This is a genomic window from Streptomyces sp. NPDC045431 (genome assembly GCF_040646655.1).
Taxonomy (GTDB): domain Bacteria; phylum Actinomycetota; class Actinomycetes; order Streptomycetales; family Streptomycetaceae; genus Streptomyces.
Genome location: NZ_JBEZAQ010000023.1, coordinates 1 through 22,280 on the forward strand (window position 1 = coordinate 1; position 22,280 = coordinate 22,280).

17 protein-coding genes are annotated in these 22,280 nt (G+C 73.2%); 5 read left to right on the plus strand and 12 right to left on the minus strand.

The window, feature by feature from the left end; all coding sequences use genetic code 11:
• Positions 1–361 precede the first annotated feature (361 nt).
• Positions 362–1,369: a stage II sporulation protein M gene (locus AB0A69_RS30240; protein WP_361428648.1), complete on the minus strand. Its 1,008-nt coding sequence runs from the start codon at positions 1,367–1,369 to the stop codon at positions 362–364.
• Between the two features lie 130 nt (positions 1,370–1,499).
• Between AB0A69_RS30240 and AB0A69_RS30245 the strand changes: the two genes are divergently transcribed.
• A complete protein-coding gene (locus tag AB0A69_RS30245; RefSeq protein ID WP_361428650.1) occupies positions 1,500–2,420 on the plus strand; it encodes an RDD family protein in 921 nt (306 codons plus the stop codon).
• Between the two features lie 7 nt (positions 2,421–2,427).
• On the opposite strand, the gene AB0A69_RS30250 is transcribed toward AB0A69_RS30245, so the two are convergent.
• The 8 genes from AB0A69_RS30250 to AB0A69_RS30285 all read right to left on the minus strand — a co-directional run bounded on the left by AB0A69_RS30250 (position 2,428) and on the right by AB0A69_RS30285 (position 11,645).
• Entirely contained in the window at positions 2,428–3,042 is a 615-nt protein-coding gene (locus AB0A69_RS30250; RefSeq protein WP_361428652.1) for a hypothetical protein, read from the minus strand.
• Between the two features lie 218 nt (positions 3,043–3,260).
• On the minus strand, positions 3,261–4,718 hold the full coding sequence (gene ahcY, locus AB0A69_RS30255; protein ID WP_361428654.1) for an adenosylhomocysteinase: 1,458 nt from the start codon (positions 4,716–4,718) through the stop codon (positions 3,261–3,263).
• Positions 4,719–5,046: 328 nt separating this feature from the next.
• A complete protein-coding gene (locus tag AB0A69_RS30260) occupies positions 5,047–6,018 on the minus strand; it encodes a cation transporter (protein ID WP_361428656.1) in 972 nt (323 codons plus the stop codon).
• 87 nt (positions 6,019–6,105) lie between these two features.
• Positions 6,106–7,344: a mannose-6-phosphate isomerase, class I gene (gene manA / locus AB0A69_RS30265; RefSeq protein WP_361428658.1), complete on the minus strand. Its 1,239-nt coding sequence runs from the start codon at positions 7,342–7,344 to the stop codon at positions 6,106–6,108.
• A gap of 200 nt (positions 7,345–7,544) precedes the next feature.
• Complete coding sequence (locus AB0A69_RS30270) at positions 7,545–8,681, minus strand: SIS domain-containing protein (protein WP_361428660.1); 1,137 nt, start codon at positions 8,679–8,681, stop codon at positions 7,545–7,547.
• Between the two features lie 93 nt (positions 8,682–8,774).
• Positions 8,775–8,957 (minus strand): Trm112 family protein, encoded by a 183-nt coding sequence (locus tag AB0A69_RS30275; RefSeq protein WP_361428662.1) that lies wholly within the window; start codon positions 8,955–8,957, stop codon positions 8,775–8,777.
• 813 nt (positions 8,958–9,770) lie between these two features.
• Positions 9,771–11,159: a phosphomannomutase/phosphoglucomutase gene (locus tag AB0A69_RS30280; protein WP_361428664.1), complete on the minus strand. Its 1,389-nt coding sequence runs from the start codon at positions 11,157–11,159 to the stop codon at positions 9,771–9,773.
• Positions 11,160–11,204: 45 nt separating this feature from the next.
• Entirely contained in the window at positions 11,205–11,645 is a 441-nt protein-coding gene (locus tag AB0A69_RS30285; RefSeq protein WP_361428779.1) for a DUF3499 domain-containing protein, read from the minus strand.
• 242 nt (positions 11,646–11,887) lie between these two features.
• Here AB0A69_RS30285 and AB0A69_RS30290 point away from each other — a divergent pair, with 242 nt between their 5' ends.
• Positions 11,888–12,295 (plus strand): metallopeptidase family protein, encoded by a 408-nt coding sequence (locus AB0A69_RS30290; RefSeq protein ID WP_361428781.1) that lies wholly within the window; start codon positions 11,888–11,890, stop codon positions 12,293–12,295.
• A 55-nt stretch (positions 12,296–12,350) separates the two neighbouring features.
• On the opposite strand, the gene AB0A69_RS30295 is transcribed toward AB0A69_RS30290, so the two are convergent.
• The 3 genes from AB0A69_RS30295 to AB0A69_RS30305 form a co-directional block, all read right to left on the minus strand.
• Positions 12,351–13,922: a DUF5719 family protein gene (locus tag AB0A69_RS30295; RefSeq protein ID WP_361428666.1), complete on the minus strand. Its 1,572-nt coding sequence runs from the start codon at positions 13,920–13,922 to the stop codon at positions 12,351–12,353.
• Positions 13,919–17,590 (minus strand): glycosyltransferase family 2 protein, encoded by a 3,672-nt coding sequence (locus tag AB0A69_RS30300; RefSeq protein WP_361428668.1) that lies wholly within the window; start codon positions 17,588–17,590, stop codon positions 13,919–13,921. The genes AB0A69_RS30295 and AB0A69_RS30300 overlap by 4 nt, the downstream gene beginning before the upstream one ends.
• 462 nt (positions 17,591–18,052) lie before the next feature.
• Positions 18,053–18,316: a WhiB family transcriptional regulator gene (locus tag AB0A69_RS30305; protein ID WP_023588371.1), complete on the minus strand. Its 264-nt coding sequence runs from the start codon at positions 18,314–18,316 to the stop codon at positions 18,053–18,055.
• 683 nt (positions 18,317–18,999) lie between these two features.
• On the opposite strand from AB0A69_RS30305, the gene AB0A69_RS30310 reads away from it, so the two are divergent.
• The 3 genes from AB0A69_RS30310 to AB0A69_RS30320 are packed head-to-tail and all read left to right on the plus strand — an operon-like array spanning position 19,000 to position 21,861.
• Positions 19,000–19,530, plus strand: a complete 531-nt coding sequence (locus tag AB0A69_RS30310) for a cysteine dioxygenase family protein (protein ID WP_361428670.1) — start codon at positions 19,000–19,002, stop codon at positions 19,528–19,530.
• Between the two features lie 13 nt (positions 19,531–19,543).
• Positions 19,544–20,500 (plus strand): 2-phospho-L-lactate transferase, encoded by a 957-nt coding sequence (gene cofD, locus AB0A69_RS30315; RefSeq protein ID WP_361428672.1) that lies wholly within the window; start codon positions 19,544–19,546, stop codon positions 20,498–20,500.
• A 2-nt stretch (positions 20,501–20,502) separates the two neighbouring features.
• Complete coding sequence (locus tag AB0A69_RS30320; protein ID WP_361428783.1) at positions 20,503–21,861, plus strand: coenzyme F420-0:L-glutamate ligase; 1,359 nt, start codon at positions 20,503–20,505, stop codon at positions 21,859–21,861.
• Positions 21,862–22,280: the final 419 nt, after the last annotated feature.

Sequence of the window (22,280 nt, forward strand, 5' to 3'; positions counted from 1 at the left end):
CACCCTCTCGGGCTTTCCTCCGGGCGCTTCCCTTCGTTGTTTCCAACCTTACCAGATTCTTTTTCCGTTCCGTTTCCGGTTCGGATTCAGTTTCCGGTGGCCGTTGGAGGGCCTTTGTCTTTCGGCTGTTCCGACTTTATCAGAATCATTTCGGCCGACCTAATCGGCTTGGTGATTCGAAAGGGAATCGGAGTGGCTCCGCAGGAATCGCATTCCCGAGTGGAGCGAGATGGAGACTAGCTGCTGCGCTCGAGCTTGTCCAGCTCCACGCAACCGTTTAAATCTACCTCCCCACCTCTCCCGTGTCAACGGGTTTGGCGGGCGAAGAGGAGACTAGCAGGTCAGCCAGGTCCTACGCACATCAGGCGGCGGTGGGGAGCTCTGCGCTGCGTTCGGCGGTGTCCACGTCGCCCGTGTCGCCGGCGCGGGCGGCGCGGCCGCCCAGGACGTACACGTACAGGAGGAAGGCCAGCTCAGCGGCGATGCCGATGGTGATGCGGGCCCAGGTCGGGAGCCCGGAAGGGGTGACGAAGCCCTCGATAACGCCGGATACGAAGAGGACCAGTGCCAGGCCGATGGCCATGCCGACGGCGGCGCGTCCTTGCTGGGCGAGGGCCGTGCGGCGGGACTGGGGGCCGGGATCGATGAGGGTCCAGCCGAGGCGGAGGCCCGTGCCGGCGGCGACGAAAACGGCGGTGAGTTCGAGCAGGCCGTGCGGGAGGACCAGGCCCAGGAAGGTGTCGAGGCGGCCGGCGGAGGACATCAGGCCGATGCCGACGCCGAGGTTCAGCATGTTCAGGAACAGGATCCAGAGCACCGGCACACAGAGGAAGGCGCCGAGGACCAGGCACATGGCGGCGGCCTGGGCGTTGTTCGTCCACACCTGGGCGGCGAAGGAGGCGGCCGGGTGGCTGGAGTAGTACGTCTCGTACTGGCCACCAGGGCGGGTCATCTCGCGCAGCTCGGCGGGGGCGGCGATGGCGGACTGGACCTCGGGGTGGGTGCCGATCCACCAGCCGATGACCGCCGCGAGGAGGGTGGAGAGGACGGCCGTCGGGATCCACCAGTGGCGGGAGCGGTAGACCGCGGCCGGAAACCCGGCCGTGAGGAAGCGGACGGCATCGCGCCAGGAGGCGCGGCGGGTCCCGGTGACGGTGGCGCGGGCGCGGGCCACGAGCTGGGTGAGCCGGGCCGTGAGCATGGGGTCGGGCGCACTGGACTGGATCAGGGAGAGATGGGTCGCCGTGCGCTGGTAGAGGGCGACGAGTTCGTCGGCCTCGGCGCCGGTGAGGTGCTTGCCGCGGTGCAGGAGCTGGTCCAGGCGGTCCCACTCGGCTCGGTGGGCGGTGACGTAGACGTCGAGGTCCATGATCGGCTGCTGCTCCAGGCACTCGGTGCGTACGGGCGTGCGTGCGGTTCTACTGCGGCGGCGCGCTGATGGTCAGCTTGGCAGACTGGGGTTCGAAGGGGTCGGGGAAGGGTGAAGAAGGGTGGGCGCCATGAGCGGGGTTGTGACGGGGGATGCCGTCGTACTCGGACTGCAGCCCGCCAGGCTGCCGAGCCGGGCGCTCGCCCTGCTCATCGATCTGGTGGTGGTGTGGGCGGCGTATCTGCTCATATCCGTGGGATTGGCGTTCGCGACGGCGTCACTGGACGAGGCGGCTTTCATGGCCGTGTCGATAGCGACGTTCCTGCTGGTGCTGGTGGGTGCGCCGATCGCGGTGGAGACGCTGACGCATGGGCGCTCGCTGGGGAAGATGGCGTGCGGGCTCCGGGTGGTGCGGGACGACGGGGGGCCGATCCGGTTCCGGCACGCGCTGGTGCGCGGGGCGATGGCGGTGGTGGAGATCCTGATGACCTTCGGGGTCATCGCGTGTATCGCCTCGCTGGTGTCGGCGCGGGGGCGGCGGATCGGCGATGTCTTCGCGGGGACGCTGGTCGTACGGGAACGGGTTCCGGCGGCGCGGGCGACGGCCGTGCCTCCGCCGCCGCCGTGGCTGGTGGGGCGGTTCGCGCAGCTGGATCTGTCCGCGGTGCCTGACGATCTGTGGCTGGCGATCCGGCAGTACCTGACGCGGATGCGGCAGCTCGACCCGCAGGTGGGGCGCGAGCTGGCGGAGCGGCTCGCCGACGACCTGGTGGCGCGGACGGGGACGCCTCCGCCGCCGGGGGTGCCCGCGGCGGACTATCTCGCCGGTGTGCTGAACGAGCGGCAGGCGCGGGAAGCGCGGCGGGCGTTTGCGCCTCCTGCTGTTGGTGGTGGTGGTGAGGGGGTGGCGGTGCATCCGAGTGCGGGCGCCGCCGGTACGGGGTCGTGGGCCGGGCGCGAGGTGCGGGGCGCCGTAGGCGACGCGGAAGGCGGCGCGGAAGGCGGCGGCGAGCAGGTCACACGGGCGACGGGGTTCGCGCCGCCTGCGTAGACGGGTGTCAGGGGAAGACCGACGGTGGGGTGTCGAGGTCTTCCAGCTCGATGCCGGGGGCTGCGAGCACCACGTCGCCGGCGATGTGGATCATGTGCTGCTCCCCCGTGTCGAGGGCGCTGACCTGATACGCGTCCACGGTCAGGGGGCCGTTGTCAGTGGTGTGCGCTTCACTGTTCACCAGGGCCCAGGACTGGTCGACGGTGAGCGGTGCGAGCACCGGGTCCGTGAACGCCACGAGGCGGACGCGGGTCGCGGGGGAAGAAGGGGTGAGGCGCAGAAGACGCGAGATCGCGATGAGGAACGCCGGTGAGGTGCCGGTGAAGGCATGGGCGCGCACATTGCCTTCGGTGGCATGCGTACCGGTGGGGTCGGTACGGACCCAGGTGACGCCGTCGAGGGCGGCGCCGCGGATCTGCCAGCTCGCGGCGTGCAGCTCAAGGCGGATGGGGCGGCCGAGGTCGTCGATGGCGAGGTCGACCGAGCCGGCGTGAGCGCCGGAGGGGGTGGTGATCTGGGATACGTAGCGCCAGCCGGAAGGGCCGGGGGCGCAGTGGAAGTGCTCGTCGCCGAGGGGGGTGTGATCGTGCGGATCATGGAGCGAATAACGGCCGCGGGGCATGGGTCCTCGGGTCCTTGGGGTCGGCGTTAAGGAGCCCGCGTACGAGGCAAGCCCCCGACACGGGGGTGCGGGGGCCTGCCTTGGTGCGTGCTGCTGCTGTTACCGGCTGAGCCTGCCGCTCCCTGCTGCCTGCTCCCCGCTCCTTGCCCCCGGCCGCTGCCGATGTACACCAGTGCACGGGTGTCGTCGGCGGTGGCCGGTGGGCCGGGGAGCAGGGATCAGTAGCGGTAGTGGTCCGGCTTGAAGGGGCCGTCGACCTCGACGCCGATGTAGGCGGCCTGCTCGGGGCGGAGCTTGGTGAGCTTCACGCCGAGCGCGTCGAGGTGGAGACGGGCGACCTTCTCGTCGAGGTGCTTGGGCAGCACGTAGACGTCGGTCGGGTACTCCTCGGGCTTCGTGAACAGCTCGATCTGGGCCAGGGTCTGGTCCGCGAAGCTGTTGGACATCACGAAGGACGGGTGACCGGTCGCGTTGCCCAGGTTCAGCAGGCGGCCCTCGGACAGCACGATGATCTTCTTGCCGTCCGGGAAGGTCCAGGTGTGGACCTGCGGCTTGACTTCGTCCTTGACGATGCCCGGGATCTTGGCCAGGCCGGCCATGTCGATCTCGTTGTCGAAGTGGCCGATGTTGCCGACGATCGCCTGGTGCTTCATCTTGGCCATGTCCGAGGCCATGATGATGTCGCGGTTGCCGGTCGTGGTGATGAAGATGTCCGCCTTGTCGACGACCTCGTCGAGGGTCGTGACCTGGTAGCCGTCCATCGCCGCCTGGAGCGCGCAGATCGGGTCGATCTCCGTGACGATCACGCGGGCGCCCTGGCCGCGCAGGGACTCCGCGCAGCCCTTGCCGACGTCGCCGTAGCCGCAGACGACCGCGACCTTGCCGCCGATCAGGACGTCGGTGGCGCGGTTGATGCCGTCGACGAGCGAGTGGCGGCAGCCGTACTTGTTGTCGAACTTCGACTTGGTGACCGCGTCGTTGACGTTGATCGCCGGGAACAGGAGGGTGCCGTCGCGGTGCATCTCGTACAGGCGGTGGACACCGGTGGTGGTCTCCTCCGTCACGCCGCGGATCTCCGAGGCGAGGCGGGTCCACTTCTGGGGGCTCTCCGCCAGGGTGCGGTTCAGGAGACGCAGGATGCAGGCGTACTCCTCGCTGTCCGCGGTGGACGGGTCCGGGGCCTCGCCGGCCTTCTCGAACTCGACGCCCTTGTGGACGAGGAGGGTGGCGTCACCGCCGTCGTCCAGGATCATGTTCGGGCCGCCGGTCGGGGCGTCCGGCCAGGTCAGCGCCTGCTCCGTGCACCACCAGTACTCCTCGAGAGTCTCGCCCTTCCAGGCGAAGACCGGGATGCCCTGGGGGTTGTCCGGGGTGCCGTTCGGGCCGACCGCGATGGCGGCGGCGGCGTGGTCCTGGGTGGAGAAGATGTTGCAGGACGCCCAGCGGACCTGCGCGCCGAGGGCGACCAGGGTCTCGATGAGCACGGCGGTCTGCACGGTCATGTGCAGCGAGCCGGTGATGCGCGCGCCGGCGAGCGGCTGGGCCTCGGCGTACTCCTCGCGGATCGCCATCAGGCCGGGCATCTCGTGCTCGGCGAGCGTGATCTCCTTGCGGCCGAACTCGGCCAGGGAGAGGTCGGCGACCTTGAAGTCCTGTCGGTTGGCGACAGTCGTCATTGTTGAGCTGCTCCTCGTGTTGGGTCGAGGGTGGGTACGGCTTGCTCTGCGTGTGACGGGCACAAGGATGCCCGGGCACGCGCAGTGCAGTCGTCGGAGGCCCTCTCTCCCTCGGACGGTCCGTCGGGGACCGCCCGACCGCCATCAGCAGCGACGTCTGGCTGTGTCACGAATCTACACCGATCGCTCCGGCGTCCCACAGTCCGGATGGGTGTGGGATTCAGCCCACTTCCGGTCGTGGCCGACGCCGAAGGCCCCCGCGCGCGGCTGCGTGCGGGGGCCTCGCGGGCCTTACCGGGGGCACCCGGGGGCTTTCCCGGGGCGGGGGTCAGTGGGCGTCGGCCGGGCCGCCCGAGGGCTTGACGGGGTCGGTGCCCGCCGCCGCGGCGGCCTCGTTGTAGATGTCCGGCTCCAAGTAGATCACGCGCGCGATCGGGACGGCGGCGCGGATCCGCTCCTCGGCGGCGTCGATGGCCGCCGCGACCTGGGCGGCGGTGTCGTCGTGCCGAACGGCGATCTTCGCCGCGACCAGCAGCTCCTCGGGGCCGAGGTGGAGCGTACGCATGTGGATGATGCCCGTGACGGTGGTGCCGTCGACCAGCGACTCCTCGATCTTCTTCACCTCGTCGACGCCGGCCGCCTCACCGAGGAGCAGCGACTTCGTCTCGGCGGCCAGGATGATCGCGATCAGGATCAGCAGGATGCCGATGCAGAGCGTGCCGATGCCGTCCCAGACGCCGTCGCCGGTCACCAGCGCCAGGCTCACGCCCACCAGGGCCAGGATCAGACCGACCAGCGCGCCGAGGTCCTCCAGGAGGACGACCGGCAGCTCGGGAGCCTTGGCGCGGCGGACGAACTGCTTCCAGGACAGGTTGCCGCGGAGCTGGTTCGACTCCTTGATGGCCGTACGGAAGGAGAACGTCTCGGCGATGATCGCGAAGACGAGGACGCCGACCGGCCAGTACCAGGACTCGATCTCGTGCGGGTCCTTGATCTTCTCGTAGCCCTCGTAGATGGCGAACATGCCGCCGACCGAGAAGAGGACGATCGAGACGAGGAAGGCGTAGATGTAGCGTTCGCGGCCGTAGCCGAAGGGGTGCTGCGGGGTGGCCTCGCGCTGCGCCTTCTTGCCGCCGAGGAGCAGCAGGCCCTGGTTGCCGGAGTCGGCGAGGGAGTGGACGCTCTCCGCCAGCATCGACGACGAACCACTGAAGACGAATGCCACGAACTTGGCTACGGCGATCGCGAGGTTCGCGGCGAGCGCCGCCACAATCGCCTTGGTTCCGCCTGACGCGCTCATGCGTGCGGGTGTCCCTTCGTTGTTCCTTGAGGGGGGTGGTGGTTCGTACGGCCGCACATTGTTGCAGCAGGCGGGGCGGAGGGTGCGTCAGGCCACTACCGTGGCCCGGAAGATGGTGCCCGTACCGGACAGTCGGGTCTTTTCGCCCGCCGGTACGAAGACGGACTGGCCTGGGGCGAGGGTGAGGTCGTTCGCCCGGGGGGCGTCCGCGGTGGCGAGCAGGATCTGCGGGGCGGGGGTGGTGAGGTCGACGGGGGCGGCGCCTTCGGCCCGTACGTAACGGGAGAGGCGGAAGTCGTCGAACGGCGTCTCGTAGACCTCCTCGCCGGACACGGGCGACGCCTCCGGGCGCAGGATCAGGGGGTCGCAGGCCTCGAAGCGGACGACGCGGAGGAGCTCCGGGACGTCGACGTGCTTGGGGGTGAGGCCGCAGCGCAAAACGTTGTCGGAGTTGGCCATGATCTCGACGCCGAGGCCGCTGAGGTACGCGTGCGGGACGCCGGCGCCGAGGTAGAGGCCCTCGCCGGGCTGGAGCCGTACGTGGTTGAGCAGCATGGCCGCGATGACGCCGGGGTCGCCGGGGAAGTGATGGGCGAGGGCGGCGTACGGGGCGTGGGGGCCACCGAGGCGTGCGCAGGCGGCGGCGGCTTCGGCGACGGTGGCCGCCATCTCGGTGCGGTCGGCCGACAGCACCGCCGTGAGGACCTCGCGCAGGGCGGCGTCCGCGGGGTGGGCGTGGAGGAGGTCGACGTACGGCTTGAGGGAGTCGACGCCGAGGGCGCCGAGGAGCTCGGCGGTGTGGTCCGGGTCGCGGAAGCCGCACAGCCCCTCGAAGGGGGTGAGGGCGCAGAGCAGCTCGGGCTTGTGGTTGGCGTCCTTGTAGTTGCGGTGCGACGCGTCGAGGGGGATTCCGGCGCGCTCTTCGGCGGCGTACCCCTCCTGGGCCTGGGTGAGGTCGGGGTGGACCTGGAGGGAGAGGGGGGCGGCGGCCGCGAGAAGCTTGAGGAGGAAGGGGAGGCGGGGGCCGAACTTGGCGACGGTGGCCTGGCCGAGCTCGCGCTCCGGGTCGGCGTCGATGAGGGCGGAGAGCGTCTGTTCGCCGGTGCTGGTGCCGGCTCCGGCGGTGGTGCTGGTGCTCGTGCCATTGCCTGTGCCCTTGCCCGTGCTGTTGCCCGTGCTGCGGGTGACGCGGGAGGGGGCGCCGGGGTGGGCGCCCATCCACACCTCGGCCTGGGGCTCGCCCGTGGGGGCGGTGCCGAGCAGTTCCGGGATGGCCGTCGTGGAGCCCCAGGCGTAGGGGCGGACGGTGTTGGAGAGGCGGTCCATATTCTTCGCTTTTCTCGTCCGTCGCGTGGGTTGCGGGTCTAGGGGGTGTCTTGTCGATCAGGCCGGATCAGGGAGCGGCGTCTGGTGCCGTGTATCGCAAGGCGGAGGAGGGAGCCACTGCGGAGCAGTGGCGACCGACGACAACGCGGCGAGGCGCGGTGCCAGGCGGCGCGAGCCCGGCAAGATCGGCAAGACACCCCCTAGGGGGTGGGAGGGCCCGACGCCAGCGCCATGTAGACGGCCGCGAAGTCCGTCACGGCGAGCAGCTCGGCCAGGGCTTCGAGCTCGGTGCCCTCTTCCGGTTCGAGTTCGCTGACGGCCGTGTCGTGGCTGAGGGCGAGTTCGCGGGCGGCCGGGGCGGCGCTGAGGCCGCCCACGGAGTGGTCGCGCAGCAGCACGACCCGCGCGCGCAGGGCCTGTGCCTCCTCCACGCGGTCGCGGAAGAAGTCGTCGAGGTCGGCACCGGCGGCGTAGTCGCCCTCCAGGAGGACGCCGTGGGCCGGGAGCGCCTCGGGGAGCTCGGCGGCGATGGCGGGGCGACCGGCGAGCTCGGACAGTACGGCGGCGAAGCGGCGGCCGACCGGGGCGGCGGCCGGCCCCTCGGTCCAGATGAGGGGCAGCGTGTCGACGAGCTCGGTGGCGAGCGTCTTGGCGGGGTTGCTGTACGTGGCGACGGCCGGACCGCAGCGTTCGGCGATGGTGTCGAGGCGGTCGGCGACCTTCTGGACGGCGTCCGCGGGGGCGGTGATCAGGCCGACGCGGTCGAGGAGCGCGAGGAGCGGTGTGAACAGGGCCCACAGCGCACTCGGGCTCGCCGCGTGCGTCTCCTCGGACAGCTCGTGGGGCGCGGTCGCCATCGGGACGACGAGGCCGTGCCGGCCGTCCACGGCCTCGGACAGTGGAGAGCTCTGCGGGGCGACGGCCACGACGGTGAGGCCACGGCGGTACGCCTGCTCGGCGAGGAGCGCGAGGCCGGGCTCGCTGCCGTCGGCGGTGACGATCAGGAGCAGGTCGACGGAGCCGGCCCAGCCCGGGAGTGCCCAGCGCAGGGCGCCCGCGGCGGGCGCCACGCCGGTGGAGCGCAGGTGGGCGACGGGCGCGGAGGCGCCGGCGAGGGCGGCGACCAGGTCCGCGACGCCGGTGGCGGCGGTGCCGGGGCCGGCGACGAGCACGGCACGCGGGCGGCCCTCGGGCTGCAGCTCGGTGACGCCTGCCTCGGCGGCGTGGCGCGCGGCGGTACGTACCCGGGCGCCGGCTTCGGCGGCCCCGCGCAGGAAGCTGCGGCTGTCGATGCGGGCCAGAGCGTCCGGGTCGTCGAGCAGCGACTCGTCGAGCATGGGGTGGGGCCTCCGATCGCCGTGCGGTGGGTGGGGCGGGTGCCGGGCGGGATGGCGGCGCCGTCAGGCGAGGCAACGCCCGGGGCTACGCCGTCAGGCGGGGCGGCGGGCCTCGTCGACCAGCAGCACCGGGATGCCGTCCCGTACGGGGTACGCCAGGCCGCAGTCCTCGCCGGTGCAGATCAGCTCGGGGGTCTCGTCCGCCGTGCGGTCGCTGAGCGGGGCGTGGCAGGCGGGGCAGGCGAGGATCTCGAGGAGGCCGGCTTCGAGCGGCATGGGGTGGGTCCCTTCGAGCGTGTCGAACGTGGTGGTCGTGGTGGTGGCCGCAGGGTGTGCGGCGGCTGTGCGGCAACGCCACGTCAGCCTACCGCTGGGGGAGCGGGGGGCGCGGGTTGGCGGGGCGGCGGGGGCGGTGTGGTGGGGGCGGGGGTCTTCCCCCACCCCGCCCCTTCCCGAAACCGGGGGCAAGCCCCCGGCCCCCGGTCCGCCGCGGACGGCGGCGCTCCCCCTTCGGCCCTGCGGGCGCGGGGAGCAGGGCTCCGGCCCCGGCTCCGACACGTGCACCGGCCCCACGCCGGACGCCGCCCCGCGCCCTGCGGGCGTGGGGGCACGGAAGCTGCCGGGACCCGGCCCGGCCCAGCGGGCCTGCGGGCTCAGCGGGCCTGCGGGCTCAGCGGGCCTGCGGGCCTGCGGGCCTGCGGGCGTCGAGGCTCAGCGGCCCGTGCGTCGGCATCGAGCCGAGGCCCGATCGGCGGGAAAGCCTTGGGCCCGGGCCCGGCCCCGCCCCGCGTGTCGACGCGGCGCCGCGTCACCGCGCGCTCCTGGTGCGGTCGGCGCGCCCCCGGGCCGGTACCGCGCACCACGCGGAACGCCCGAGGCACAACCCGGAGCCCCGGCCCACCGCCAGCGCGCCCCGGACGCACCCCGGGCCGCTACCGGCCACCACGCGGAACGCCCGAGGAGGCACAGCCCGGACCCTGAACCCCGGCCCGCGGCCAGCGGGTCGGCGGGGCAGCAGCCGGAGTCCCTGACCCCGCGCGGCGCGCTCGCGGCGGAGCCGCGGCTCCGCAGGCGGCCACGCCGCAGTGGTCAGGCGCTGCGGATCAGGGCCAGGACCTCGTCGCGGAGCTTCGTCATCGTCGGCTCGTCCCTCGCCTCCACGTTCAGGCGGAGCAGGGGCTCCGTGTTGGAGGGGCGGAGGTTGAACCACCAGTCCGAGGAGGTCACCGTGAGGCCGTCGAGGTCGTCGAGGGTGACGTCCGGGCGGGCGGCGAAGGACTCGCGGACCGCGGCGGTGCGGGCGGCCTGGTCCGGGACCGTGGAGTTGATCTCGCCGGAGCCCGCGTAGCGGTCGTACGACGAGACCAGCGCCGACAGCGTGCCGTCCTGGCCGCCCAGGGCCGCCAGGACGTGGAGGGCGGCCAGCATGCCGGTGTCCGCGTTCCAGAAGTCGCGGAAGTAGTAGTGGGCGGAGTGCTCGCCGCCGAAGATCGCGCCGGTGCGGGCCATCTCCGCCTTGATGAAGGAGTGGCCCACCCGCGTACGTACCGGCGTGCCGCCGTTCTCGCGGACGACCTCGGGGACGGACCACGACGTGATCAGGTTGTGGATGACCGTGCCGCCCGGGTGCTTGGCGAGCTCGCGCGCTGCCACCAGGGCCGTGATCGCCGACGGGGACACCGGCTCGCCCCGCTCGTCGACCACGAAGCACCGGTCGGCGTCACCGTCGAAGGCGAGGCCCAGGTCGGCGCCCTCCGCGACGACGCGGGCCTGGAGGTCCACGAGGTTCGCCGGGTCGAGCGGGTTCGCCTCGTGGTTGGGGAAGGTGCCGTCCAGCTCGAAGTACATCGGTACGAGGGTGAGGGGCAGGCCCTCGAAGACGGTGGGGACCGTGTGGCCGCCCATGCCGTTGCCCGCGTCCACCACGACCTTCAGGGGGCGGATGGACGTCAGGTCCACCAGGGACTTGAGGTGGGCGGCGTAGTCGGTGAGCGTGTCGCGCTCGGTGAGCGTGCCGGGGGTGCCGACGGTCCCGGGCGTCGCGGGGACGGGGGCCGGGGCGCCCGCCGACAGCCAGGACTCGACGAGCTCGCGGATCTCGGCGAGGCCCGTGTCCTGGCCGACCGGCGCCGCGCCCGCGCGGCACAGCTTGATGCCGTTGTACTGGGCGGGGTTGTGCGACGCCGTGAACATCGCGCCCGGCAGGTCGAGCAGCCCCGACGCGAAGTACAGCTGGTCGGTGGAGCAGAGGCCGATCAGGGTGACGTCGGCTCCCTGGGCCGCCGCGCCCCGGGCAAAGGCGCCGGACAGGCCCGGCGAGGAGGGGCGCATGTCGTGTCCGACGACGATGGCCTCGGCGGCCGTCACCCGGACGAACGCCGCGCCGAACAGCTCGGCCAGCTCCTCGTCCCACTGATCCGGCACCACCCCGCGGACGTCGTACGCCTTCACGATCCGTGACAGATCAGCAGCAGTCACTGCCCCAACCCTCCTGCAAGCCTTTGATGAGGAGGAACAACCTACCTAGGAGTCGGGCGAGCGCAGCACGCGGAGGTGGCCTCGGCGGCCCACTTCCACCGGGTCGCCCGCCCGGCCACCGGGCTTGCCGCCGGCCTGGGCCTGGGCGGCGCGCTCCCGTTCGTGGGGGCGGGCCGCTTCCCGTACGGCGTTGGCGAGTGCTTCGAGGTCGTCACCGCTGGGGCGGGTGGGCGTGGAGCCGTCCGAGAGGCGGACGACCTCCCAGCCGCGCGGCGCGGTCAGGCGCTCGCTGTGCTCGGCGCACAGGTCGTAGCAGTGGGGCTCGGCGTAGGTGGCGAGCGGGCCGAGGACCGCGGTCGAATCGGCATAGACGTACGTCAGTGTCGCGACGGCAGGGCGGCCGCACGCGGTGCGCGAACAGCGACGTACAGGGCTCACGATGTTGGACGGTACCGCACTCTTGAGCGGGCCGCGACGACTCTCCACCACGTCACTCGCCCGTGTCGCGGTGTGACGTCCGGCACAGGGCCCTGTGCGGCGGCTCCGCTGACCTGCGTGGGAGGGGGAACGGCCCGGATCGGCGCGACCGAGTCGGCCGACGAGAGCCGGAACGAATGTAGTCAATACCGGCCTCATCACGGCCGTTCCGCCGTGCCGAATCGATCTCGAGCTTGGCCGGAATGTTCAATAAGCGACAGGGGCGACGAGGGAGCTACCCTGCGTGAGTGATGGACAGTTCCGTACCACCCCGCCGCCGCGATCGACACGGCCGCGGCATGCGCGGGCCCGTCGCCCCGCCCCAGGTTCCGCTCTCCGCCACGCGCGCGGACACCTTCCGGGATCTGGTGCAGGACTCCGTCGAGCGGCTGGAGCGGCGCTGGCCCCAGCTGGCCGAGGTCGACTTCCACGTCCTGGAGGTGCCGGAGTCCCCGGAGGACTCCGTACCGCTGGGGGTCTCGCTCCCGGCCGGCCGCGACCGGCCCGCCCGGATCGTCGTCTACCGGCGGCCGGTCGAACTGCGCGCCAAGAGCCGCGACGAGCGGGCCCTGCTCGTCCACGAGGTCGTGGTCGAGCAGGTGGCCGATCTGCTCGGGCTCGCCCCGGAGTCGGTCGACCCCCGGTACGGCCAGGACTGAGACCGGCAGACCGCCAAACCGGCAGATCGCCAAACCGGCAGACCGGCAGAGCGGTTCAGTCCTCCAGGACCGACAGGTCCTGGCGGGCCGCCGGGACCTCGACCGTGCCCCGGTCGTCCGCCAGCGTCTGCACGGTGAACATCGGAACGCCGTCGTCCGGCACCGTGAGCGTCCGCGCCGCGTGGACCGGGCCGCCCGACACCGTCTCGACCGTCAGGGCGTACGAGCCCTTCAGGCCGGCCGGCACCGGCGGCTCGACCGGGAGCGTCGTACCGGCCTTGACCGTGTACGTCTTGCTCGCCGGCGTGCCGCCCTCGGTGCCCGCCGACGCCGTCACCTTGACCTGGGCCGTCGCGGTCGGCGCGGTGAGCGAGAGGGTGGTGCCCTCGGCGCGGTTGTCGGCGACGGTCGCCCGCTGCCCGACCGGGCCGGTCGCCGGGATGAACGCGACCTCCTGCTTGTCCCCCTTGCCGCGTACGACGCGCAGCGCCGCGACCACGGGCGTCGCCCGGCCCTTCTGAGCGGGCGACAGGATCAGCGCGCCGGCCTCGCCGCGCGTGACGTCCTTGAGGTCGACGGAGGCGGTCATCCCCGACTTGACGTGCAGTTCGCGGGCGGCGGCCGGGACGATCGTGCCCGTCCCCGTCGCGAGCTGGACCTTCAGGTCGGCGTCGTCCTCGCCGGGTGCGTACGCCACCAGCCGTACGGACGTGGCGTCCGCCGGGATGCCCGGCAGCACCAGCGTGGCCGCCGGGTCGGTGGAGGCGGGCAGCCAGTCGCTGCCGGCGGTCTCGTCGGCCGAGCGCACCACCGCGCCGACCCGGCCGCTGCGGGTGGTGACGTGGACGGTGACGTCGGGGGCGGCCGGGTCCGTCGTCAGGGTGGACAGCAGCACGGGGACGCTGGACCGGGCCGGGACCGGGATGCCCTCGGCGAGCTGGGACTTCAGGGCGCCGTTCGGGCCGAACAGCTCGATGTCGGCGACGACGGCCGTGTCGTCCGGGTTGGTCAGGTGGACGTAGTCCTGGCGCTCCTTGGCGGTGGAGGCGCCGGGGAACCAGAAGTCGGTGTCCGGGGGCGTACAGCCGACGCCGAGCAGGCCGCGCGCGCCGCCCGCCGGGACCGCGGTGGTCTGCTGGGTGGTCCAGCCCGGGGCGAGGCGGCCGGAGGCGGTGCCGACCAGGGCGGGGGCGTCGCCGCCGTTCGCCTCGGCGGAGACCGGCTTGCCGGGCTGGGCGAGGGCGACCACGGGCTTGTCGGCGGCGGCCGGCTTCTTCGCGCCCTCCGCGCCCTCCGCGGCCTCCTCGTCCTTCTTCTTCGGTGTCGCCGTCGTGTCGTCGGCCGCCGACGCCGTCGCCGGCTTCAGCTCCGCCCGGCCCGCCGCGTCTCCCGAAGCGGAACCCGAAGTGGAACCCGCCGGCGTGAACGACGTGTACACCGTCTCCGCCACCTCCGAGGTGCTGGGGGCCGGGCACAGCAGGGTGGAGCGCTCCACGGGCAGCCGTGTCGGGGCCTTCACGACCGCGGCGGGGGCGTCGCCCCCGTCGGGCTCGGTGAGCACGGCGAAGCCGGTGACGGCGGCGAGGGCGGTGGCGGCCGCGAAGAGGGAGAGGGTCGTCCGGTTCACTGGTTGCCACTCCCGTCGGGACGCTGCTCGTGCTCGTGCTGGTGCTCGTTCTCGTACGCGTAGCCGTACGCCGGGTCATACGCGCCGCCGTACTGGTTCTGCTGGTATGGGCCCGGGTCGTAGGCGCCCTGGCCGTACGGGTCGTACGGCTGCTGCTGCTCGTACTGCTGTTGCTGCGGGTACTGCTGCTGGTACGGGTCGTACGGCTGCTGCTGGTACGGGTCGTACTGCTGATCCGGCTGCGCGTACTGGTACGGATCCGGAACCGGAGCCTGAACCGGATTCGTATCCGTGTCCGGTACGGGCGCGGGCACGGGCTCCGGCTCCTGAGACGCGGCCTCCGCGGCCTCCGCGGCCTCCGTTTCCGCCGCCTCCGCCGCCGCCCGCAGGCGGCGCGCCCGGCGGCCGTCGCCCGTGACGTCCTGCGCCGGGATCGCGACGGGCTCCTCCGGAAGGTCGTCGTCGACGTCACGGCGACGCCCCGGCAGGGCCAGGATCAGGAGCACGACGGCGAGGAAGCACTGGCCCCAGATCCACGCCCGGTGGGTGAGCGGGGCCTCGTACGTCAGGTCGAGGCGGCCGCCCTCGGCGGGCAGTTCGAAGCCCTGGGCCCAGCCGTCGACGGTGGTCTTCTTCAGGGCCTGGCCGTCGAGGGTGGCCTGCCAGCCGTCGTCCGCGCGGTCGGCGATCCGCAGCACGCGGCCGGAGCCGCCGGCCGGGATCTCGGTGTGCGCCTCGACCGGCCCGGAGGCGACCGGGAGCCGCTCGCCCTTGCCGGCCGGGACGATGGTGGCGCGCGCGACCTGGCGGTCGACCCGCCACAGGGCGCTGCCGTCCAGCTGGCTGAGGCGGCTCAGGCCGGGCGTGGCGTCCAGGACGCGGCTCATCTGGCGCGGCGCCCCGTCCCGCACGAGCACGTACCGGATGGCGAAGCCGCTCAGCTGGTCGGACTGGTCGGCGCCGGAGCCCGCCACGAGGTGCGCGACGACCTTGTCGAGCCGGGCGTCGCCGCCGCCGGCCTCCGTCAGCTCGGCGTCGCCGAGACGGCCGCCGGAGCCGCGGACCAGGGTGTACGAGACCTCGCCCGGCGACGTGCCGCCGAGGATCAGCGTGCGGGGCTGGTCGCGCGTGTCGGATTCCTCGGCGACGAACGCCGGGACCTGCACCGGGTCGCGCCGCTCCAGGGGCCCGGCCGCGCCGCCGAGCATCCAGCCGGCTGCGGAGAGGACCGGCCCGACGGCGGCGGCGAGCGCGATCAGGACGGCGACGGGCTGGCGCCAGCCGAAGCTCTGCGCGGCGACGCGTGTGCGGCCGCCCTCGGCGCCGAGCATGCCGGCGGCGATCAGGGCGCCGCCGTACACGAGGGTCGCGGGACCGGCCCAGCCGGAGCCGGCCGGGCCGGAGCCGTTGGAGAGGACGGCGGTGACCAGGCCGACGAGCGCCGCCACCCAGGCCGTACGGACGGCGAACTGCCGCTCCGCGCGCAGCAGGGCCGCCAGCGCCGCCAGGACCAGGCCGATCAGGACGAGTCCGCCGACGGTCTTCGGGCCGCCCGGGCTGGCGCCGAGCAGGTCGAGCGCCGTCGCCGTCCCCGTACGGACGTCCATGCCGGCTTCCCGGAGGAGGGCGGTCGGGTCGGTCAGCAGCGACAGCGACCAGGGGGCCAGCGCCAGCAGCGGGGTGCCGACGGCCGCCAGGAAGCGGAGGGCGTACGCGAAGAAGTCGTCGCGTCGCAGGGCGAGCACGACGAGTCCGAGGACGACGGCGAGCGGCCACACGACGGGCGTGAAGGCCATCGTGATGGTGAGCAGGAGGGCGTACGCCCAGGTCCCGCGCCAGCTGCCGCGCGGCGCGCCGGGGCCGCCGCCGCGCAGCCCGTGGGCGGCGACGGCGGCGCGCGCGAGCAGCGGCAGCACGACGGCGAGGACGGCGGTGCCGAGGCGTCCGGTCGCCAGGGCGCCGGTCGCGGCGGGTAGGAAGGCGTACGCGATGGCGCCCCAGGCGCGGAGCAGCCGGGACTCGACGAGCGAGCGGGAGGCGAAGTACGCGGTGATGCCGGCCAGCGGCACGGAGCAGACGAGCAGCACGGTGAGCGCGAGGCCGGTGGAGCCGAGGAACAGCCCGGAGAGCGCGGCGAGCACCGCCAGGTACGGGGGCGCGGTCTGGGTGCCGCCGGTGGAGAGCGGGTGCCAGGCGTCGGCGTACCGGCTCCACAGCTCCCCGACTCCGTCGGGGGCGGGCAGCAGGGCGCCGCCCGCCAGGGAGCCGCCGCCGAACAGGCCGCGGCAGGCGACGACGGAGACGAGCAGGAGGAGTGCGAAGAGGACCGGGCCGGGCTTGCGGGCGATCTTCTTCAGGCGGGCGAACTGCTCGATCTCCAGGTAGTCGGCGTCGTCGCCGCCCGGTCCGGACTCGACGGCGCCGTGCCGGGAGCCGCCCGAATCGGCGTCCGCGCCGCCGAAGTTGGACATGACCTGTTCGACGGTCGCGCGGACCGTCGCGCCGGGCGGCGGGAACAGCGGCCTCAGTTCGGCCGGTTCGACGGCCCTGTTCTTCCTCCTGCGGCGGGCGGCGACGATCCGCTCCGGCCGCAGCAGCGTGCCGAACAGGCCCATCACTTCGTCGACGGCCTGGCCGGGCGCCTTGCCCAGGATGTAGGCGAGGGTACGGAGGAGGGTGCCGACGACGAGCCGGAGCAGGACGTATGGGAAGGCGGCGCCGCGCGCGTTGGCGAGCAGGGTGTAGACGGCGCCCGCCTTGTCGACGCGGTGGGGGCTGGCGACGGAGCGGCCGACGCAGTCGACGGTGCGGCGCTCGCGGGCGGAGGCCTCGGCGTGGCGCAGGACGGCGTCGGGGGCGACGAGGACGCGGTGGCCGGCGGCGTGGGCGCGCCAGCACAGGTCGACGTCGTCGCGCATCAGGGGCAGGCGCCGGTCGAAGCCGCCGAGCCGCTCGAAGACGTCGCGGCGGATGAGCATGCCGGCGCTGGAGACGGACAGGACGGAGCGGACCTGGTCGTGCTGGCCCTGGTCCTGTTCGCGCCGGTCGAGGCCGGTCCAGCGGCGGCCGCTGTTGGCGATGGAGACGCCCACTTCGAGCAGCTGCCTGCGGTCGTACCAGCCGCGCAGCTTGGGTCCGACGATCGCGGCGTGCTCGTCGCCGTCGGCCACGCGCAGCAGCTCGGCGAGGGCGTCGGGGTCGGGGGCGGAGTCGTCGTGGAGGAGCCACAGCCACTGGACGGGCTCGCCGTGCGGGAGCTCCGGCAGGTCGTACGCGTCGTCGCGCCAGGTCCGGCTGACCGGGTCCCAGCCGCTGGGCCGCTTCAGGTAGGGCAGGTCGTCGGGGCCGAGGACGGGGGCCGTACGGGCGGCTTCCTCCACGGCGGCGCCGAATCCGGTGCGGCGGGCGAGGTGCAGCACCCGCTCGTCGCCGATGGCCTCGGTGACCAGCCGTGCGGAGTCGTCGGCGCTGCCGGTGTCGGCGGCGATGACGTTCTGTACGGGGCGTTCCTGGCCGAGCAGCCCGGCGAGGACGTCCGGCAGCCAGCGCGCGCCGTCGTGGGAGACGAGCACGGCGGTGACGACGTGGCGCGGGAACTCCGGCCCGCCCGACGCCGAGGCGGCGGATGCGGCGGAAGCGGGGGAAAACGCGGCTGTGGTGGCGGACATCGAGGTACGGGCCCTCCGGCCGGGGGTCGCCCGCTGGGGGCGTGGGAGCGTCTCGGACGGAGGCCCACACTAATGGCTGACACGTCAGCGGTCCGCCGCCTGTGGACAGAGCACGGGCGGCGGACCGTTCCTCACGTCTTCGCGTCGGCCTTTTCCCCGGCCGCGCGGCACGTCACTTCGCGTCTCGCTTGACGTCTCTCTTTGCGACTTTGCGGACGCGTGTGCGCCGCGCGGTCGTACGACGGGCCTCGCGGCCGGTCCTGCGGCGGCCGGGTCCCGCGGCCGGCTCGGGTGGCCGGGTCCCGCGGCCGCGCGGCCGGATCGCGGCTCGGTACGGCCCGTGCGTCGTCGCGACGCGGTCGGGATGCGGTGAGATCTGGTCAACGTCTGTCGCGTTCTGGACGCGTTCTGGTCGTACTGGTCGTACTGGTCGTGATGCGATCGGTAGAGGCCGAGCGGCGCTCAGACAGCGGCTTTCTTCAGCCGTCGGCGCTCGCGCTCGGACAGCCCGCCCCAGATTCCGAATCTTTCGTCATTGGCGAGCGCGTACTCAAGGCATTCCGAACGGACTTCGCAGGCGAGGCACACCTTCTTCGCCTCGCGCGTGGAACCGCCCTTCTCGGGGAAGAAGGACTCCGGATCGGTCTGGGCGCACAACGCGCGCTCCTGCCAGCCGAGTTCCTCGTCCGCGTCCTCGACCAGCAGTTCCTGGAACAACTCGGTCATGTGCGCCCCTCGTCTGTCATTGCGTCCCCGCGTATGTCGCCCCGCTTTCCCGTTTTCGGGCGAACGACACGGGTGAAATTACAAGTGCGGTGCTCCGGGCCAGTCAAGCCGAGATCTGCTATTGAGCCCGGTATTCACTCGGCGGAACCAAAGCTATGCGGAAAGTGTTCAAATCAGCAAAAATGAGACACATGCCGCCTCCGCGCCCGCACCCTTGTCTTTCGGCACGTCTGCGCCCCTCATCAAGGGAGGACGTCCACGGCTTCGATCTTGTTGCGATCGAGACGATGAAGCGACCCGGATCACAGTCAGGTCACGAGACCGCGACGACGTTTGCGCGGGCGGTTGCTGCGCCATGTCTCCTGCTTCGCGGGCGCACAAACCTTTCTCCGGACGGAGTAACCGGATGAGGTGAAACATTGCACCCAAACCGGGCATTGGGTTGACAGCGGGATATCGGGCCGGTCACCTTTGACGCATGCCAGCGACCACAGCGCCTTCCGCGACCCACGCCCGTGGGCTCCGCAGCGCTGCCCCGACGCGCCTGAGCGCGCTCTGTCGCTGTCGCCGTTCCTGTTGCTGTTGATGCCGTAGCGCTCCAGCCACTGCCTTCCCCCGCGTTCTCGCGCGTGCTCCGCCGTCTTTGCGTACCGCTTCTTTATGCCGAGGGACCACCCCACTCCATGAACAGCGACAGCGACCTCCAGATCGCCGGCGACATCCTCGCCGTCCAGCACCTGCTCCAGCCCGCCAAGGCCCACCCCTCCACCGTGGCCGAGTTCGCCGGGCTCGCCCGCTCCATCGCCGCCGACCGCGCGCAGTGGGAGCCGCTCGTCCGGTACGACGCCACGACCCGCTGGTACCACCGGCTCCGCACCGGGCCCGGGTACGAGGTGTGGCTCCTGTCCTGGGTGCCCGGGCAGGGCACCGGGCTCCACGACCACGGCGGCTCCTCCGGCGTACTGACCGTCCTGGCGGGCGAGCTGACGGAGCGTACGGAGCGCGCGGGGCTTGCGGAGGGGGGCGCGCGGAAGCTGTCGCAGGGCGCCCAGCGGATTTTCGCGCCCGGGTACGCGCACGAGGTCGTCAACGACTCGCTCGAACCGGCCGTCAGCCTGCACGTCTACTACCCGGGCCTGACCGAGATGCCGATGCATGCGCCGCAGGCGAGCCGGTCGTGCTCCCCGGCGACACGGGGTGTCGTACCCGCCTGACAGACTGCTGTGCATGCGCATTGTGGCTCTGGCCGGTGGCATCGGCGGTGCCCGTTTCCTGCGCGGCCTCAAGCAGGCCGCGCCGGACGCGGACATCACGGTCGTCGGCAACACCGGTGACGACATCCATCTGTTCGGGCTGAAGGTCTGCCCCGACCTCGACACGGTGATGTACACCCTGGGCGGTGGCATCAACGAAGAGCAGGGCTGGGGGCGGGCGGACGAGACCTTCACGGTCAAGGGAGAGCTCGCCGCGTACGGGGTGGGGCCCGAGTGGTTCGGGCTCGGCGACCGCGACTTCGCGACCCACATCGTCCGGACGCAGATGCTGGGCGCCGGCTATCCGCTGAGCGCCGTCACCGAGGCGCTGTGCGCGCGGTGGCAGCCGGGCGTGCGGCTGCTGCCGATGTCCGACGACCGGGTCGAGACCCATGTCGCCGTCGAGGTCGACGGGCAGCGCAAGGCGGTCCACTTCCAGGAGTACTGGGTGAAGCTGCGCGCCTCCGTCGACGCGCAGGCGATCGTGCCCGTCGGCGCCGAGCAGGCCAAGCCGGCACCCGGGGTGCTGGACGCCATCGGGGAGGCCGACGTGGTGCTCTTCCCGCCGTCCAACCCGGTCGTCTCCATCGGCACCATCCTCGCCGTGCCCGGTATCCGCGAGGCCATCGCCGACGCGGGCGTGCCCGTCGTGGGCCTCTCCCCCATCGTCGGGGGCGCGCCCGTGCGCGGCATGGCCGACAAGGTGCTGGCGGCGGTGGGTGTCGAGGCGACGGCCGCGGCGGTCGCCGAGCACTACGGCTCCGGGCTGCTCGACGGCTGGCTCGTCGACACCGTGGACGCGGGCGCGGTCGCGGAGGTCGAGGCGGCGGGGATCCGCTGCCGGGCGGTGCCGCTGATGATGACCGACGTGGACGCGGCGGCGCGGATGGCGCGCGAGGCGCTGGACCTCGCCGAGGAGGTGCGGGCGTGAGCGTGAGGCCCTCGTCGCCGCCCTCGCCATCGCCCTCCTCGCCGTCGCCCTCGTCGCCGTCGCCCTCGTCGCCGTCGTATCGGGTGTGGGCCGTGCCGGGGCTGCCGGAGGTCCGGCGGGGGGACGACCTCGCCGGGCTGATCGCGGCGGCGGAGCCGGGGCTGGCCGACGGGGACGTGGTGATCGTCACGTCGAAGATCGTCTCCAAGGCGGAGGGGCGGGTCGTCACCGCCGAGGACCGTGAGGCCGCGATCGACGCCGAGACGGTACGGGTGGTGGCGCGGCGCGGCACCCTGCGGATCGTGCAGAACCGGCAGGGGCTCGTCATGGCCGCGGCGGGCGTCGACGCGTCCAACACGCCCCCCGGGACGGTGCTGTTGCTGCCCGAGGACCCGGACGCGTCGGCGCGCGCCATCCGGGACGGGCTGCGGGACGCCCTCGGCGTCGACGTGGGTGTCGTCGTCACCGACACCTTCGGCCGTCCCTGGCGCAGCGGGCTGACCGACGTCGCGATCGGCGCGGCGGGGGTGCGGGTGCTGGACGACCTGCGCGGCGGCACCGATGCGTACGGCAACCCGCTGGTGGCGACGGTCGTCGCCAGCGCCGACGAACTCGCCGCGGCGGGTGACCTGGTGAAGGGCAAGGCGGCCGGGCTGCCGGTCGCGGTGGTGCGCGGCCTGCCGCACCTGGTGGGCGACGCGGCTGACGGTGCGCGGGCGCTGGTGCGGGACGCCGAGAGCGACATGTTCCGGCTCGGCACGTCCGAGGCGGTACGGGAGGCGGTGACGCTTCGGCGCACGGTGCGGGAGTTCACGGACGCCCCCGTGGACCCGGGCGCCGTGCGGCGCGCGGTCGCCGCGGCCCTGACGGCGCCCGCGCCGCACCACACCACGCCGTGGCGCTTCGTCCTGCTGGAGTCGGCCGAGTCGCGGCTGCGGCTGCTGGACGCGATGCGGGACGCCTGGGTCGCGGACCTGCGCGCGGACGGCCTCGGCGAGGAGGCGATAGCCCGGCGGGTGCGGCGCGGCGACGTGCTGCGCCGGGCGCCGTACCTGGTGGTGCCGTGCCTCGTGACGGACGGCGCCCATACGTACGGCGACGCGCGGCGGGACGCGGCGGAGCGCGAGATGTTCGTGGTCGCGGCGGGGGCGGGGGTGCAGAACTTCCTCGTCGCGTTGGCGGGTGAGGGGCTGGGGTCGGCGTGGGTGTCGTCGACGATGTTCTGCCGTGAGGTGGTGCGGGAGGTGCTGGGGTTGCCGGGGGCGTGGGATCCGATGGGGGCGGTGGCTGTCGGGCGGGCGGCGGGGGTGCCGCGGGAGCGGGGGGAGCGGGAGGTGGGGGCGTTCGTGGAGGTGCGGTGAGGCTTTCCCCCACCCCTCCCCCTACGCCCAGGGGCGTGGAGGACCCCCCCATTTCCCGAAACCGGGGGCTTCGCCCCCGGGCCCCCTGGGTGTCAGGGATGTGGGGGCTGACGCCCCCACGGCCCCGTGCGCGGCGGCTTCGCGCCGCGAGGGCGGCTGGGGCCCGGCGCCGCGGATGCACGGCCCGGCGGGCCCCGGAGCAGTGAGCCGCGCCATGCGGCGGTCCCCCTCGGGGGCCCGGCGCCGCGGAGGCACGGCCCGGCGGGCCCGGCACGCGGCGGCTTCGCGCCGCGAGGGCAGCTGAGGCCCGGCCCCGCGGCGGCTTCGCGCCGCGAGGGCGGCGAGGAGGTCCGGCAGCAGGCGCGGTCCCGCCGCGAAGCGAGCATCGCAGCGCCGCAGGTGCGGCGCGGTAGGGGCGC